Source organism: Streptomyces sp. NPDC048696 (genome assembly GCF_043198895.1).
GTDB lineage: Bacteria > Actinomycetota > Actinomycetes > Streptomycetales > Streptomycetaceae > Streptomyces.
Map to the genome: position 1 here is coordinate 132,299 of NZ_JBICVJ010000009.1, position 14,788 is coordinate 147,086.

Below are 14,788 nucleotides of genomic sequence, written 5' to 3' on the forward strand. Positions count from 1 at the left end.
ATGCCTCCTTCGGTCAGCCGAGAACCCATAAGGTATTGCCGAGAACCATTGCTTGGGAAGGGGGTGCGGCCAGATGTCGCAGCCGGATTTCGAGGACCGGCTCGCCCCGGTGCTGCGGACCGTGCGGGCCGGCAACGGCTTCGAGGAGGCGCTGGAGCAGATCCTCCAGGTCGTCCGGCTCGGTCTGGTGCCGGCTGGTGAACGGCTGCCGTCGGAGCGGGAGTTGGCCGAGCGCCTGGGCATCAGCCGGGTCACGCTGCGCGAGGTCCTGAAGGTCCTCACCGACCAGGGCCTGGTGGAGGCGCGGCGCGGCCGGTACGGCGGAACGTTCGTGCTGGCGCGCACCTCATCGACCGGCGAGGACGAGCTGCGGCGCCGGATCGCGGAGGTCGACGTGGAGGACGTGCTGCGCTTCCGCGAGGTCCTGGAGGTGGGCGCGGCCGGGCTCTGCGCCGTACACGGACTCACCGACGAGCAGGCCGACCGGCTGCGGGACGCGCTGGCCCGCACCCATGACGCGCCGCTCACCGACTACCGCCGCCTGGACACCCTGCTCCATCTGACCCTCGCCGAGCTGTCCGGCTCGCCCACGCTCACCGCGCGCTACGCCGCCGTGCGCGCCACCGTGAACGACCTCCTCGACTGCATCCCGCTGCTTGTACGCAACCTGGAGCACTCCCAGCGCCAGCACACCGCACTGGTCGAGGCGGTGCTCGACGGGGACGCGGACGGGGCGCGGGAGATGATGCGCGAGCACTGCGCGGGGACGGCCGCGCTGCTGCGGGGGTTTCTTACGTAGGACCGCCTCCGTTTACCCCGACGTAACGCAAGGGGCTTGATTTCCGGTTCTCTTCCCCGCAAAGGTATGGCTCCAGTCCATTGACCCCGTCCCCGTCGGGAGCCGCGTCATGACCGTGGAGTCCACCGAATCCGCCCAACCCCGCGCCGCCGAACCGGCCGACGACTATCTGGAGCGCAGGACGCTTCGCCGGGGCAGCGCCGGCTGGCTGCTGCTGACCGGCCTCGGCGTGGCGTACGTCGTCTCCGGCGACTACTCCGGCTGGAACTTCGGCCTGGCCCAGGGCGGTTTCGGCGGCCTGGCGATCGCCATGGCCCTGATGGGCCTGATGTACGTCTGCATGGTCTTCTCGCTCGCCGAACTCTCCTCCGTACTGCCCACGGCGGGCGGCGGCTACGGCTTCGCCCGGCGCGCGCTCGGCCCCTGGGGCGGCTTCCTCACCGGTACGGCCATCCTCATCGAGTACGTCCTGGCCCCGGCCGCGATCTCCATCTTCATCGGCGACTACGTCGAATCGCTCGGCCTGTTCGGCCTCACCTCCGGCTGGCCGGTCTACCTCGCCTGCTTCGCGATCTTCATCGGCATCCATCTGTGGGGCGTCGGCGAGGCGCTGCGCTTCAGCTTCGTGGTGACCGGGGTGGCGGTCGCCGCCCTGCTGGTCTTCGCCGTCGGCGCGTTCACGGACTTCGACGCGTCCCGGCTCGACGACATCGCGGTGCACAAGGACGCGGTCGGCGCGAGCTCGTGGCTCCCCATGGGCGTGATGGGGATCTGGGCGGCGTTCCCGTTCGGCATGTGGTTCTTCCTCGGCGTCGAGGGCGTACCGCTGGCGGCCGAGGAGACCCGCGACCCGGCCCGTACGCTCCCGAAGGCGATCCGCTGGTCCATGGGCATCCTGGTGGTGCTCGCCCTGCTCACCTTCTTCGCCTCGGCGGGCGCGCGCGGCTCGGCCGCGATCCAGGACGCGGGCAACCCGCTGGTCGAGGCGCTGCAACCGCACGGCAGGGCCACGGCGCTGAGCCGGATCGTCAACTACGCCGGGCTCGCGGGCCTGGTGGCGTCGTTCTTCTCGCTGATCTACGCGGGCTCGCGCCAGCTCTTCGCGCTCTCCCGGGCGGGCTATCTGCCCCGCTTCCTGTCGCTGACCAGCCGCCGCAAGGCGCCGTACCTGGGTCTGCTGGTGCCCGGCGCGATCGCCTTCTCGCTGGCGGCGGCGACCGGCGACGGGGCGCGGATGCTGAACGCCGCGGTCTTCGGCGCCACCGTCTCGTACGCACTCATGTCCCTGTCGCACATCGTGCTGCGCCGCCGTGAACCGCATCTGGAGCGCCCGTACCGTACGCCGGGAGGAGCGCTGACCTCGTCGGTCGCGCTCGTCCTCGCGTGCGCGGCGCTTGTCGCCACGTTCCTGGTGGACGTGACGGCGGCGCTGATCGCCCTCGGGGTGTACGCGGTCGCCGTCGCCTACTTCGGCCTCTACAGCCGTAAGCACCTGGTGGCCAGGGCACCCGAGGAGAAGTTCGCGGCGCTGGCGGCGGCGGAGGCCGAGCTGGAGCGCGAGTGAGGGTCCATCGGCGCAGGAACGGCACAAGGCGAGGGAGAACGCGGTGGGACGGCCACTGATCGGGGTCAGCACCTATCTGGAGAGCTCGGTGCGCTGGGGCGTGTGGGAGTGGCCCGCCGCCCTGCTGCCCGCGTACTACCCGCGCCTGGTGCGGGCGGCGGGCGGGCTCACGGCCATGCTGCCGCCGGACGACCCGGACACGGCCGCACAGGTGGTGGACCGCCTCGACGGCGTGGTGATCGCGGGCGGCCCGGACGTGGAGCCCGTACGGTACGGGGCCGACCGCGACGCCCGGACCGGGCCGCCCGCGCCGGAGCGGGACGCGTGGGAACTCGCCCTGATCGAGGCCGCGTTGACGTCCGGGACGCCGCTGCTCGGCATCTGCCGGGGGATGCAGCTCCTGAACGTCGCCCTCGGCGGCACGCTCGTCCAGCACATGGACGGCCACACCGGCGGGACGGGCGTCATCGGCCGCCACAGCGTGCGCCCCGTGCCCGGCACGCGGTACGCAGGGATCGAGCCGGGCGAGACGTCGGTGCCGACCTACCACCACCAGGCGGTGGACCGCCTCGCGGACGGCCTGGTGGTGTCGGCGCGGGCCGGGGACGGCACCGCGGAGGCGGTCGAACTCCCGGGCGCGGCCTGGGTGCTCGGGGTGCAGTGGCATCCGGAGCTGGGCGAGGACACCAAGGTGATGGAGGCGCTGGTGACGGCGGCGCGGACGAGAGCGGGCGGCCTCGTGGTGTGAGCCTCAGTGGGCGGCCGGGTCGCCGTCTGACGGATGGCCTCGGTGGGCGGCCGGGTCACCGGGTGACGGATCGCCTCGGCGGGCGGCCGGGTCGCCGTGTGGCGGATCGCCTCAGTGGGCGGCCCGGGTCAGCGACAGCAGGTCGCGGGCCGGGCCCGTGGGGCGGTGGCCGGTGCGCCAGACCGCGCGCAGATCGCGGCGCAGCCGTACGTCCTCCAGCGGGATCCGGGCCAGGCGCCGGCTCGCCAGCTCCTCGCCGAGGGCGAGTTCGCTGAGCACCGACGGGCCCGCGCCGCTCAGCACCGCCGCCTTCACGGCCGTGGTGGAGGCGAGTTCGAGCAGCGGCGGCGCCACCCCGCCGGCCGCCGCGAGGGCCGCGTCCAGGACCTGACGGGTGCCGGAGCCCTCCTCGCGCAGGATCAGCGGGGTGGCGGCCAGTTCGGCCGCGGTGAGCGGGGTGCGGCGGCGGGCCCACGGGTGGGAGGGCGCCGCGACCACGACCAGGCGGTCATGGCCGATCACCGCCGCGTCGAGCCCGGTCGGCACCGAAAGGCCCTCCACGAACCCCAGGTCCGCCTCGCCCGCCAGCAGCCGCTCGGCCACCAGCGCCGAGTTCCCGGCGTGCAGCGAGACCGCCGTGCCGGGCCGCTCGGCGCGCAGCGCGATCAGCCAGCCGGGCAGCAGATACTCGGCGATGGTCATGCTCGCCGCGACCCGCAGCCGGGAGTCGCGGCGCCCGCGCAGCGCCTGGGCGCCCGCGTCGAACGCCTCGGCCGCCTCCACCACCCGCCGCGCCCAGTCCGTCACCAGCACGCCCTCGGCGGTCAGCCTCGACCCGCGCGGCGAGCGGTCCACCAGGGCCACTCCGAGCCGGCGCTCCATCGCGCGGATCCGGCTGCTCGCGGCGGGCTGGGTGATGCCGAGGTCGCGCGCGGCCCGGCCGAGGCTGCCGTGCCGGGCGACCGCGAGCAGCAGCTCCAGGGCGCCCAGATCGGGCACCCGCCGGAACACGGGACCGGACTCCTCGGCGCTCGGCATACTCATAAACCCAGCTTATGGCCTCATAGAAAGATCCTCTCTGGCGGGGCCCCGCAAGCAGGGCGAAGGTGGACACATGGTCACCCTCATCCACTCGCGCACACAGGCAGCGGCGACCCCGCTGTCCGCGCTGCGCCACCTCGGTCCCAACTGGTACGCCGCCGTCATGGGCACGGCGATCATCGCCAACGCGGGCGCCGGGCTCCCGTTCCACCTCCCCGGGCTGACCGTGATCTGGGCCCTGTCGCTGACCATGCTGGTGGTGCTGGCCGTCGCCCGCGCCGCCCACTGGGTCCACCACCGCGACCAGGCCCGCGCCCACCTCATGGATCCGGGCGTGGCCCCGTTCTACGGCTGTATGTCGATGGCGTTCCTGGCCGTCGGCATCGGCACCCTGACCGTCGGCAAGGACGTCATCGGCGAGGACGCGGCCGTCACGCTCGCCTGGATCCTGTACGGCATAGGCACCCTGACCGGGCTCCTGGTCGCGGTGGGCATCCCGTACCTGATGGTCGTGCGCCACAAGGTCGCCTTCGGCAGCGCCTCGCCGGTGTGGCTGCTCCCCGTGGTCGCCCCCATGGTCTCGGCGACCCTCGGCGCGCTCCTGGTCCCGCACCTGTCGGCCGGCCAGCCCCGGGAGGCGATGCTGCTCGCCTCGTACGCGATGTTCGGCATGAGCCTGCTCGCCACCATGGTGATGCTGCCGCTGGTCTTCTCCCGGCTGGTCCACGAGGGCCCGCTGCCCCTCGCCCTCACCCCCGCCCTGTTCCTGGTCCTCGGCCCGCTCGGCCAGTCCACCACCGCCGTCAACAAGCTGGCCGATGTGGCCCCGGGCGCGATCGACACCCTGTACGCGAACGGCCTGAGCGTGTTCGCCGTCGTCTACGGCGTGCCGGTGATCGGCTTCGCCCTGATGTGGCTGGCGCTCGCGGTCGCCATGGTGATCCGCGCGGCCCGCTCCGGAATGCCCTTCGCGATGACCTGGTGGGCCTTCACCTTCCCGGTCGGCACCTGTGTCACCGGCGCCGAGGGCCTGTCCCGCCACACCGGCCTGGCCGCCTTCGACTGGCTCACCGTCGCCCTGTACGCACTGCTGGCGGCGGCGTGGCTGGTGGCGGGCTTCCACACCGTCCGCGGCCTGGTCAGCGGCAGGCTGCTCGCAGCGCCCCGCTGAGCGCGGCCGGGGCCTCGGCGAGCGAGGGGCCGTACCAGGTGAGCAGGCGGCCGTCGACGAGCGCCGCGGGCAGGGCCCAGAACGCCTCGGGGCCGTCGTCCGGTGTGAAGCGGTACGGCTCGTCGGGCAGGACCACCAAGTCGGCCCCGGCGGCGTTCAGTTCGTCGAGCGGGATGCGCGGATAGCGCTCGGCGTGGTCCGCGTACACATTGCGGACGCCGAGTCGGGCCAGCAGGTCCCCCGCGAAGGTGTCGCGGCCGAGCACCATCCAGGGCCGCCGCCAGATCGGCACGACGGCTGCTCTCGGCGGCTCGCCGGGGTCCGCAAGCGCGTCCCAGGCCCGGCGGGCCTCGTCGAGCCAGCGCGGGCGTGCCAGACCGCAGCCCTCGACCAGGACCCGGGCCAGCTCGGTGAACGCCTGCTCCAGGTCGCGCACTTCGGTGACCAGGACCTCCAGGCCCGCCGCCCGCAGGGCCGCGAGGTCCTGGGCGCGGTTCTCCTCCTCGTTGGCGATCACCAGGTCGGGGCGGAGCGCGACGATCGCGGGGACGTCGGGGTTCTTGGTGCCGCCGATCCGTACGGCGTCGAGCCCGGGCGGATGCGTACACCAGTCGGTCGCGCCGACCACCGTCCCCGGGGCGGTGACCGCCACCGCCTCGGTGAGCGAGGGCACCAGCGAGACCACCCGGGGACCGGCCGCGGGGCGCACCATCAGTGGCGGGTCTCCTCGATGGCCTCGATGTGGTCGGCCACCGCGACCAGCAGGATCCGGGTGCCGGGCACCGCCGCTCGCCAGCGGTGGCGGACCCCGCCGGACAGGCAGAGCGTGTCGCCGCGCTCAAGGCGGTAGGCCCGGCCCTCGGCCTCCACCTCGGCGGCGCCGTCGGCCACGTACATCAACTCGTCGTTGCGGTGCTGGAACTCGCGGGCGGTGTCGTGCTCGCCGGTGAACTCCATCGCGTGCAGCTGGTGGTGCCCGCGCAGCAGCTGGCGCACCCCGCCCTCGCCGTCCCCGTCCGCGCGCGCGACCTCCACGGTACGGGCGGTGTCCGCCGCGTCGTACAGCTCGGGGACGGTGGTGCCGAGCGCGTCCGCCACGCGCGCGAGGGAGCGGGCACTGGGCCGGGCGCGCTCGTTCTCGATCTGGCTCAGGAACGGCACCGAGAGGCCGCTGCGCTCCGCGACCGCGGCGAGGGTGAGTCCCAGCCTGCGGCGCAGCCGCCGCACGGCCACGCCCACCCGAAGAGTTTCCTTGTCGTCCATCTCTCCGGCTCCTCCCCGTCACCATGGCTCACTCGGCCGCCGCGCTGCCTGCACACTACGCAGCTTCGGCCCCCGGGGGCACCATCGTGTGGAAGAAGAGTGCCCTCGGGTAAGTCCGTGCATACCTTGCGACAGCGGGGCCCCGCCGTTGTTACGGCGGGGCCCCGTGACGGGCGAGGACGGCTGAAACCATTCGCCCTTTCGCGTGTCAGCGCGTGCGTGACCGATGTCCACGCGCGCGTGGCCGCCGGCTAGCCGTTCACCGGCGTCCACTTGTCGGCCAGGCCCGGGTTCTCCTTGAGCCAGGCGCGGACCGCCTCCTGCTCCTTGCCCTTGCCGGTCGACTGGATCTTCGCCTCAAGGCCGGTGAGCTGCTTCTCGGTCATCTTGAAGTTCTTCAGCCAGGCGCCGACCTTCGGGTTGTCGTCCCCGAAGCCCTTGCGGGCCAGGGTGTGCACCCCGTCGCCCTTGCCCCAGCTGCCCTTCGGGTCCTTGAGCTTCTTGAGGTCGTACGTGCTGTACGCCCAGTGCGGCGACCAGAGCGTGACGACGACCGGCTCCTTCTTGGCGTACGCGCGCTTGAGCTCGGCCAGCATCGACGGCGTGGAGCCGTCGACGACCTTGTACTCGCCGTCCAGGCCGTACTCCTTGAGGACCTTGTCCTTGAGCAGCCCCATCATTCCGGCGCTCGGCTCGATGCCGATGATCCGCCCCTTGAACTGGCCGGACTTGCCCTTGAGGTCGTCGAGCGAGTCGATGCCCTTCATGTACGAGGGCACGGACAGCTCCAGCGAGGTCGGGCCGTACCAGGAGCCCAGGTCCTCCAGCTTGTCGTGGTACTTCTGCCAGTACGTGGCATGGGTGACCGGAAGCCAGGAGTCGGTCTCGAAGTCGATCTGGCCGCCCGCCATACCGGTGTACAGCGCGCCCGCCTCGTACTGCAAGGCATCGACCTTGTAGCCGCGCCGCTCCAGCAACTCCTTCCAGAGGAAGGTGGAGGCGATGCCCTCGTCCCACGGGATGTAGCCCATGGAGACCTTCTTGCCCTTGCCGACGTTCTCGGCGCCGGAGGCGGTGGCCGTGGAGGACGAGCCGAACATGCCCATGCCGCCCGCGACCAGGGCGAGCACGACCACGCCGACGACCGCGACGGCGGGCCGCGGACGGTGGTTCCACAGCTGCGCGCCCGAGGTCCTGGCCTTGGCCAGCGCGCGGCGGCCCACCGGCGAGACCGCGCGGCCCAGCGCGCCGGTCATCCGGTCGAGGTACATGGCGAGGACGACGATGGAGACGCCCGCCTCGAAGCCGAGGCCGATGTCGACGTTGCCGATGGCGCGGTAGACCGCGCCGCCGAGCCCGCCGCCGCCGACCATGCCCGCGATGACGACCATGGAAAGGCCCAGCATGATCACCTGGTTGACGCCCGCCATGATGGTGGGCAGCGCCAGCGGGAGCTGCACCCGGAGCAGGGTGTTGCGCGGGGTGCTGCCGAACGCCTCGGCCGCCTCGACCAGTTCGGGGTCGACCTGGCGGATGCCGAGCTCGGTCATCCGTACGCCCGGGGGCAGCGAGAAGACGATGGTGGCGATGATGCCGGGGACCACGCCGACGCCGAAGAAGATGATGCCGGGGATCAGATAGACCATCGCCGGCATGGTCTGCATGAAGTCGAGCACCGGCCGGCTGATCGCGCTCACGGTCTTGGACCGGGACGACCAGATGCCCAGCGGGATGGCGAGGGCCAGTGTCACCACGGTCGCCACGAGCACCAGCGACAGCGTCGACATGGCCTCGTCCCACAGCTCGATCGAGTCGATGAGGGCGAACCCGCCGAAGGCGAGCACACCGGCGACCAGACCGCGCAGCCACCAGGCGACGACGGCGAGGATGCCCGCGAAGAGCAGCGGCTGCGGTGCGGACAGGACGGCGTCGATGCCGTCGTACATGCCGTTGACAACCTTGGTGACGGCGTCGAACAGCCAGGAGAGATGGTTCTGCAGGAACGTGACGGCGCTGTCGACCCACTGGCCGAGGGGAAGCCTAGGCACGGGCCACCTCCTGCGCCGAGCAGGCCATGGGCCCGCGCTCGTCGTCGCCCAGGAACGCGATCAGGCGCTCCTGCGGTACGACGCCGAGCAGCGCCCCGTCGGCGCCCTTGACGGCGACGGGGTGCGGCACCCGGGCCGCGACGGCGCACAGGTCGGCCACCGAGGTGTCCAGGGTGACGCTCTCGCAGTCGCACTCCCCGGCGTCCGCGCGCTCCGGCTCGGTCATCACCGATACGGCGGTGAGTACCCGGGAGCGGTCGACGTCCTGGATGAACGACGCCACGTAGTCGTTGGCCGGGGTCAGCAGGATGTCCTCGGCGGTGCCGAGCTGGACGATCCGCCCGTCGCGCATCACGGCGATGTTGTCGCCGAGCCGCATGGCCTCGTTGAGGTCATGGGTGATGAAGACGATGGTCTTCTTGAGCCGCTTCTGCAGTTCGAGCAGCTGGTCCTGCATGTCGCGGCGGATCAGCGGGTCGAGCGCGCTGAACGACTCGTCCATCAGGAGCAGATCGGCGTCGGTGGCGAGCGCGCGGGCCAGGCCCACGCGCTGCTGCATACCGCCGGAGAGCTCGTCGGGCCAGGAGTCGCCCCAGCCGCCGAGCCCGGTGAGCTCCAGGGCCTCGGCGGCGCGCTTCTCGCGCTCGGCGCGCGGCACGCCCTGGACCTCCAGGCCGTACGCGGCGTTCTCCAGGACACTGCGGTGCGGGAAGAGCGCGAAGTGCTGGAAGACCATGCTGATCTTGGTGGAGCGGACGGTGCGCAGCTCGCTCGCGGACAGGCCGGTCAGGTCCTGGCCGTCGAAGAGGACACGGCCCGAGGTGGGCTCGATGAGCGCGTTGAGCATCCGCAGGAGGGTGGACTTCCCGGATCCCGAGAGTCCCATGACCACGAAGATCTGGCCGGGCTCCACCGTGAAGGAGGCGTCGATCACCGCCGCCGTCGTCCCGGCCGCGCGCAGCTCGTCGCGGTCGGCGCCGCTCGCGAGCTTGCGCACAGCCTCGTCGGGTCGTCTGCCGAACACTTTGTAGAGCTGCTCGGCTTGCAGCCTGGACACATACACCTCACGGGTAGAACGGAAAACGGCCCGCATCCCCCGCTCGCGGGCCGTGGAGCGGTACGGAATCGGTCCGCTTCCTCATGCATTAGTTGAAACTGATACCGAGGGCCACTCCAGCGCCGCGCCTGCCCCGGCTTATCGGAGGCAAACACAGGAGTGAGCCAGTTCACTGCCGCGAGCGGTGACTGTCAGTGGCGTGCGGCATCATCGGGGTGTGACGCGACGCCTGATGCTCCTCGACACCGCTTCCCTGTACTTCCGGGCCTATTTCGGGGTCCCCGACACCGTCCGGGCCCCGGACGGCACCCCGGTCAACGCCGTGCGCGGCCTGCTCGACTTCATCACCCGGCTGGTCCAGGACCACCACCCGGACGACCTGGTGGCCTGCATGGACGCGGACTGGCGCCCGCACTGGCGGGTCGAGCTGATCCCTTCGTACAAGGCGCACCGGGTGGCCACCGAGACGGCCGAGGGCGTCCCGGACGAGGAGGAGGTCCCGGACACGCTCGCCCCGCAGGTCCCGGTGATCGAGGCGGTCCTGGACGCGCTGGGCATCGCCCGGGTCGGCGTCGCGGGGTACGAGGCGGACGACGTGATCGGCACCCTGTCGGCGGCGGCCCCGGGCCCGGTCGACATCGTCACGGGCGATCGCGACCTGTTTCAGCTGGTCGACGACAAGCGCGGCGTGCGCGTCCTCTACCCCCGCAAGGGCGTCGGCGACTGCGATGTGATCGACGACGACCTCATCCGCACGAAGTACGGAGTCCGGGCCGATCAGTACGCGGACTTCGCGGCCCTGCGCGGCGACGCCAGCGACGGCCTGCCGGGCGTCAAGGGCATCGGCGAGAAGACGGCGGCGCAGCTGATCTCGGAGTACGGCGACCTGGCGGGCGTGCGCCGGGCCGCCGGGGACCGCACCTCCAAGCTGACGCCCGCCAAGCGCAAGGGCGTCATCGAGGCCGCCGGCTATCTGGACGTGGCGCCGAAGGTGGTCCGGGTGGCCCTGGACGTGCCGCTGCCCGCCTTCGATCCGGCCCTGCCGGACGAGGCGCTGCACCCTCAGACGCTGGAGCAGCTGGCCGAGCGGTGGGGCCTGGGCAGCTCGCTGACCCGTCTGCTCACCACCCTGCGGCCGTGACACGTATATCGCTTGAGCGAGGTGCTAACTTAGGCAAACCTAAGAAGATAAGAACAGCAGGCTGAAACAGGGGAGAGCACTGTGGCAGAACGAGCGGCCCGCCAGGCACCACGGGCCCATGAGGCACGCGTGGTGCGCACGGAGTGGATCAGCGAGCACATGATCCGCATCGTTCTCGGGGGCGCCGGCGCCGGCGGTTTCACCGTGGGCGACCTCACCGACCACTACGTCAAGCTGCTCTTCCCGGCAGAGGGTGTGACCTACCCCGAGCCGTTCGACATGGAGCGGATCCGCGCCGAGTTCCCGCGCGAGCAGTGGCCCAGCCAGCGCACGTACACGGTGCGGGCGTGGGACGCCGAGCGCGACGAGCTCACCGTCGACTTCGTGGTCCACGGCGACGAGGGCCTGGCCGGTCCGTGGGCCGCCCGCGCCGAGGTCGGCGACGTGATCCGGTTCATCGGCCCGGGCGGTGGCTACGCCCCGGACCCGGCGGCCGACTGGCATCTCCTGGTGGGCGACGAGAGCGCCCTCCCGGCGATCGCCGCCGCCCTTGAGCGGATTCCGGCCGGAGCCGTGGTCCACGCCTTCGTGGAGGTCGCGGGCCCGCGGGAGGAGCAGGAGCTGCGGACGCCGGAAGGGGTGGCGGTCACCTGGCTGCACCGCGGCGAGGCCGCGGTGGGCGGCCAACTGATAGCGGCGGTCAAGGAGTTGGAGTTCCCCGAGGGCGACGTGCACGCGTTCGTCCACGGCGAGGCGGGCTTCGTCAAGGACCTGCGCCGCCATCTGCGCCTGGACCGCCAGATCCCGCGCGAGCGCCTGTCCATCTCGGGCTACTGGCGCCTGGGCCAGGACGACGACGCCTGGCGCGCGGTCAAGCGCGAGTGGAACGAGCAGGTGGAACGGGAGCAGGAGCAGGCGGCGGCCTGACGGGCACGGGGTGCGGTGGCCAAGCCCCCGCACCCCTCCCGGCCACGTACAGTCCGCCGCCGAAAGCCCCGCCCTCAGACGGACTTCTGGTACGACCGGAACGTCCTGGTGGACAGCCACACGGCCACCACCGCCAGCGCGAGCAGCGCCCCGCCCCGCCCGAGGACGAGCCCCCAGTCCGGCTCCGCCGACGAGGCCGAACGGCCGATCGCGATACCCCAGTTGAGCGGATTGAAGTCGGCCACGTGCCGCATCCACGACGGCATCTGCGCCGGCGCCATGAACGCCGAGGACAAGAACGTCAGCGGCAGCAGCAGGAACGTGTTGATCCCGATGATCGACTCCCGCTGACGCACCAGCATCCCCAGCGCGTTGGAGAAGGCGCCGAACACCGTGCCGACGAGGATCGCCCCGACGGTCAGGACGAACATCCCCAGGAACCCGCCGGGATAGTGCGCCCCGCCGATCTTCCCGAGCACCAGGATGATGACGGACTGCACGGCGATGCTGATGCCGTTCTGGGCGACGTTCGCGTTCATCAGCGCGCTGCGGCTGACCGGTGTGGTCAGGAACCGGTTGAGCGTGCCGCGTTCGATCTCCTCCAGTGTGCCCATGCCCGCCCACATGCTGGAGCCCAGCGCGCTCATCACCACGATGCCGGGGACGAGGTAGTCCAGATAGGACGTGGTGCCGAAGCCCCCGAGTTCGACGATCTTCTTGAACAGGTTCCCGAACAGGAAGAGCCAGATCACCGGCTGGATCAGCGTGATCAGGAGATACGCGGGCTGCCGCACGATCGCCATGAGCTGACGCTGCGTCATGAACCAGGTCTGGGCGAGGGTCCGCGCGGGGCCTGCGGAGGTCCGCGCGGGGGCGGTGGCCGAGGAAACGGTCAAGGTACTCATCGGGCATCTCCGGCGGTGACGAGGGCGGCGGAGGAGGGCGCGTCGGCGGCGGCCTCGGCTTCGGAGAAACGGCGTCCGGCGTGGCGCAGATAGACGTCGTCGAGGGAGGGCCGGGCGACGGTGGCGGACGCGACGGCCGCCCCGGCCCGTTCCAGCGCGGCGAGCAGCGCGGGCACGGCGGCGGCGCCGTCGTCGGCCCGGGCGCTGACCCGGCGTCCGTCGATCAGGATCTCGTGTACGCCCGGGAGCCCGCCGAGCGCGTGGCGCAGCGGCGAAGCCGCCCCGCCGCCGACCGCCTCGCGCAGCTCCAAGTGCACGGCGTCCCCGCGCAGTTCGCCTTTGAGGTCGTCGGGCGTGCCCTCCACCACGACCCGGCCCCGGTCGACGATGGCGATGCGCTCGGCGAGCCGGTCGGCCTCTTCGAGGTAGTGGGTGGTGAGCAGGATGGTCAGCCCCTCGTCCCCGGCCAGCCGGGCGATCTCCTCCCACATGGCGGTACGGGCCTCGGGGTCGAGCCCGGTCGTCGGCTCGTCCAGGAACAGGACCTCGGGCCGGTGGACGAGCCCCAGCGCCACGTCCAGGCGGCGCTGCATCCCGCCCGAGTAGCCCTTCACGACGCGCTGGGCGGCGTCGGCCAGATCGAACCGATCGAGCAGTTCGTCGACCCGCCGGGTCAGGGCCGCGCCCCTGAGACCGTACAACCGGCCCTGGAGCCGCAGGTTCTCGCGTCCGGTGGCGACCGGGTCGGCCCCGGACCGCTGGGCGACGACCCCGATCGCGCGCCGCACCCGGTCGGCGTGGCGCAGCACGTCGTGTCCCGCGACGGTGGCCGTGCCGCTGTCGGGGCGGGCGAGGGTGGTGAGGATCTTGACGGTGGTGGACTTGCCGGCGCCGTTCGGCCCGAGCAGCCCGAAGACCGTGCCCGCCTCGACGGTGATGTCCATGCCGCTGAGGGCGGTGACATCGCCGGGATACGTCTTGACGAGGTCGCGCGCCTCGACCGCGGGCGTACGCGTGCTGGTGCGCGCCTGGACCGCAGGCGCAGTTGCGTTCATGACTGGGGCTCTCCTGTGGTGAGCGTGGGGTCGGGTACGACGGACCGATCCACGTGAGAGCGCCGGGCTATCCTTGGTGTGCCGCACCTCGATCGCCTGGCCTGCCACGCAGTGGGCCCGGTCCGGGGTTCGAACCCCGGTGAGTGCTGCTGCAACAGCGTTCGCCGGGGTTTTCTCTTCTGTCCTCTCCCGCGCCGATCCATGGCGCGGGTTTCCTGTCTCCTCCCGCGCCGCCTACTCGCGGGAGTGGTCCTCATCCTCCAATTCCCGCCATTCGGCGGGGACTTCGCCGGTCTCGTGCCACTGGCGCCAGGCCGCGACGCCGCTGAGGGTGCCGTCCGCGATCTCCTTGCGGAACCCGCGGACCCACTCCACCTCGGCCTCGGTCATATGGAGCTGGTACTCGGTCTCCACCAGGAAGATCCGGGGCAGCGTCTCCTTCAGCTTCGCCAGGACCGCCCGGCTCGCCGCGACCCGCACCTCCAGTGTGCTCAGACGCTGATCGAGCAGTTCCATGACCTCGTCGGGCGGCAGCACCCCCATGAGGGAGAGCGCCGTCTCGAAGATCGGGAACTCGTGCACCGGCACGGAGATGATGTCGGCCATCCAGTCGGCCATCTCCTCGCGCCCGGCCTCGGTGAGCGCGTACAGCGTGCGCTCCGGCCGGTTGCCCTGCCGCTGCACCTCGGCGACCTCGACGAAGCCGTGCTTTTCGAGGTTCTGGACGACGGTGTACAGCGATCCGTAATTGATCTTGATGCTGTACTCCTTGCCGCGCCGGCGCAGAGTCTGGGCGATCTCGTACGGATGCATCGCCGCGCGCTCCGAGAGCAGCACCATCACGGCCAGTGCCAGCGGATTGCCGAGCTTGCGCCTTCGCGCCGCCACGACCATCACCTCGTCTCCGAATACTCGTCAACGAACATATCGCGAGATGGAGTGCCCGTCAACCGCGATATGTCGTGTCATTGGGTGAGTCGGGGAGACGCCTCGGGATGCCCTGCGGGCAGCACAAACGGGTGGCCCCCGCCGGACGTATCCGGCGGGGGCCACCCGTTGTGCGCAACAG

Annotated in this window: 14 protein-coding genes; 6 read left to right on the plus strand and 8 right to left on the minus strand. The window is 71.6% G+C overall.

Annotation, left to right across the window (positions count from 1 at the left end; translation table 11 throughout):
* The first annotated feature begins 73 nt into the window (after positions 1-73).
* The 3 genes from ACGFRG_RS20575 (at position 74) to ACGFRG_RS20585 (ending at position 3,111) form a co-directional block, all read left to right on the plus strand.
* Entirely contained in the window at positions 74-799 is a 726-nt protein-coding gene (locus ACGFRG_RS20575) for a FadR/GntR family transcriptional regulator (protein WP_393265774.1), read from the plus strand.
* Positions 800-908: 109 nt separating this feature from the next.
* Entirely contained in the window at positions 909-2,363 is a 1,455-nt protein-coding gene (eat, locus tag ACGFRG_RS20580; protein WP_393265776.1) for an ethanolamine permease, read from the plus strand.
* 43 nt (positions 2,364-2,406) lie between these two features.
* A complete protein-coding gene (locus tag ACGFRG_RS20585) occupies positions 2,407-3,111 on the plus strand; it encodes a gamma-glutamyl-gamma-aminobutyrate hydrolase family protein (RefSeq protein ID WP_361421001.1) in 705 nt (234 codons plus the stop codon).
* A 111-nt stretch (positions 3,112-3,222) separates the two neighbouring features.
* Here the strand turns inward: ACGFRG_RS20585 and ACGFRG_RS20590 are convergent, their stop codons facing one another.
* Entirely contained in the window at positions 3,223-4,155 is a 933-nt protein-coding gene (locus ACGFRG_RS20590; RefSeq protein ID WP_393265780.1) for a LysR family transcriptional regulator, read from the minus strand.
* 70 nt (positions 4,156-4,225) lie between these two features.
* Between ACGFRG_RS20590 and ACGFRG_RS20595 the strand changes: the two genes are divergently transcribed.
* The gene (locus ACGFRG_RS20595) at positions 4,226-5,323 is read left to right on the plus strand and encodes a TDT family transporter (RefSeq protein ID WP_361421007.1); all 1,098 of its coding nucleotides are present in this window, start codon (positions 4,226-4,228) and stop codon (positions 5,321-5,323) included.
* On the opposite strand, the gene ACGFRG_RS20600 is transcribed toward ACGFRG_RS20595, so the two are convergent.
* The 4 genes from ACGFRG_RS20600 to ACGFRG_RS20615 all read right to left on the minus strand — a co-directional run bounded on the left by ACGFRG_RS20600 (position 5,292) and on the right by ACGFRG_RS20615 (position 9,727).
* The gene (locus tag ACGFRG_RS20600) at positions 5,292-6,035 is read right to left on the minus strand and encodes a helical backbone metal receptor (RefSeq protein ID WP_393265784.1); all 744 of its coding nucleotides are present in this window, start codon (positions 6,033-6,035) and stop codon (positions 5,292-5,294) included. The genes ACGFRG_RS20595 and ACGFRG_RS20600 overlap by 32 nt on opposite strands.
* Positions 6,035-6,586 (minus strand): helix-turn-helix domain-containing protein, encoded by a 552-nt coding sequence (locus tag ACGFRG_RS20605; RefSeq protein WP_188271628.1) that lies wholly within the window; start codon positions 6,584-6,586, stop codon positions 6,035-6,037. The genes ACGFRG_RS20600 and ACGFRG_RS20605 overlap by 1 nt, the downstream gene beginning before the upstream one ends.
* Positions 6,587-6,837: 251 nt before the next feature.
* Positions 6,838-8,634, minus strand: coding sequence for an ABC transporter permease/substrate binding protein (locus ACGFRG_RS20610; protein ID WP_393265787.1), 1,797 nt, complete (start codon positions 8,632-8,634; stop codon positions 6,838-6,840).
* Positions 8,627-9,727 carry a betaine/proline/choline family ABC transporter ATP-binding protein gene (locus ACGFRG_RS20615; protein WP_361421019.1) on the minus strand — a complete coding sequence of 367 codons (1,101 nt, stop codon included), beginning with the start codon at positions 9,725-9,727 and terminating at the stop codon, positions 8,627-8,629. The genes ACGFRG_RS20610 and ACGFRG_RS20615 overlap by 8 nt, the downstream gene beginning before the upstream one ends.
* A gap of 196 nt (positions 9,728-9,923) precedes the next feature.
* Between ACGFRG_RS20615 and ACGFRG_RS20620 the strand changes: the two genes are divergently transcribed.
* Positions 9,924-10,832 carry a 5'-3' exonuclease H3TH domain-containing protein gene (locus ACGFRG_RS20620; RefSeq protein WP_393266093.1) on the plus strand — a complete coding sequence of 303 codons (909 nt, stop codon included), beginning with the start codon at positions 9,924-9,926 and terminating at the stop codon, positions 10,830-10,832.
* A gap of 81 nt (positions 10,833-10,913) precedes the next feature.
* On the plus strand, positions 10,914-11,759 hold the full coding sequence (locus ACGFRG_RS20625) for a siderophore-interacting protein (RefSeq protein ID WP_393265791.1): 846 nt from the start codon (positions 10,914-10,916) through the stop codon (positions 11,757-11,759).
* A 74-nt stretch (positions 11,760-11,833) separates the two neighbouring features.
* Here ACGFRG_RS20625 and ACGFRG_RS20630 read toward each other — a convergent pair whose 3' ends face one another.
* From ACGFRG_RS20630 to ACGFRG_RS20640, 3 genes are all read right to left on the minus strand, one after another.
* Positions 11,834-12,580 carry an ABC transporter permease gene (locus ACGFRG_RS20630; protein WP_393266096.1) on the minus strand — a complete coding sequence of 249 codons (747 nt, stop codon included), beginning with the start codon at positions 12,578-12,580 and terminating at the stop codon, positions 11,834-11,836.
* A gap of 80 nt (positions 12,581-12,660) precedes the next feature.
* Positions 12,661-13,719 (minus strand): ATP-binding cassette domain-containing protein, encoded by a 1,059-nt coding sequence (locus ACGFRG_RS20635; protein ID WP_393265794.1) that lies wholly within the window; start codon positions 13,717-13,719, stop codon positions 12,661-12,663.
* A 234-nt stretch (positions 13,720-13,953) separates the two neighbouring features.
* Entirely contained in the window at positions 13,954-14,613 is a 660-nt protein-coding gene (locus tag ACGFRG_RS20640; protein ID WP_361421029.1) for a PadR family transcriptional regulator, read from the minus strand.
* Positions 14,614-14,788 lie beyond the last annotated feature (175 nt).

Coding starts and splice junctions, on each gene's coding strand:
- ACGFRG_RS20620 (WP_393266093.1), top strand. CDS start 9,924: ATGCTCCTCGACACCGCTTCCCTGTACTTCCGGGCCTATTTCGGGGTC.
- ACGFRG_RS20630 (WP_393266096.1), bottom strand. CDS start 12,580: ATGACGCAGCGTCAGCTCATGGCGATCGTGCGGCAGCCCGCGTATCTC.
- eat (WP_393265776.1), top strand. CDS start 909: ATGACCGTGGAGTCCACCGAATCCGCCCAACCCCGCGCCGCCGAACCG.
- ACGFRG_RS20595 (WP_361421007.1), top strand. CDS start 4,226: ATGGTCACCCTCATCCACTCGCGCACACAGGCAGCGGCGACCCCGCTG.
- ACGFRG_RS20600 (WP_393265784.1), bottom strand. CDS start 6,035: ATGGTGCGCCCCGCGGCCGGTCCCCGGGTGGTCTCGCTGGTGCCCTCG.
- ACGFRG_RS20635 (WP_393265794.1), bottom strand. CDS start 13,719: ATGAACGCAACTGCGCCTGCGGTCCAGGCGCGCACCAGCACGCGTACG.
- ACGFRG_RS20605 (WP_188271628.1), bottom strand. CDS start 6,586: ATGGACGACAAGGAAACTCTTCGGGTGGGCGTGGCCGTGCGGCGGCTG.
- ACGFRG_RS20640 (WP_361421029.1), bottom strand. CDS start 14,613: ATGGTCGTGGCGGCGCGAAGGCGCAAGCTCGGCAATCCGCTGGCACTG.
- ACGFRG_RS20575 (WP_393265774.1), top strand. CDS start 74: ATGTCGCAGCCGGATTTCGAGGACCGGCTCGCCCCGGTGCTGCGGACC.
- ACGFRG_RS20615 (WP_361421019.1), bottom strand. CDS start 9,727: ATGCGGGCCGTTTTCCGTTCTACCCGTGAGGTGTATGTGTCCAGGCTG.
- ACGFRG_RS20590 (WP_393265780.1), bottom strand. CDS start 4,155: ATGAGTATGCCGAGCGCCGAGGAGTCCGGTCCCGTGTTCCGGCGGGTG.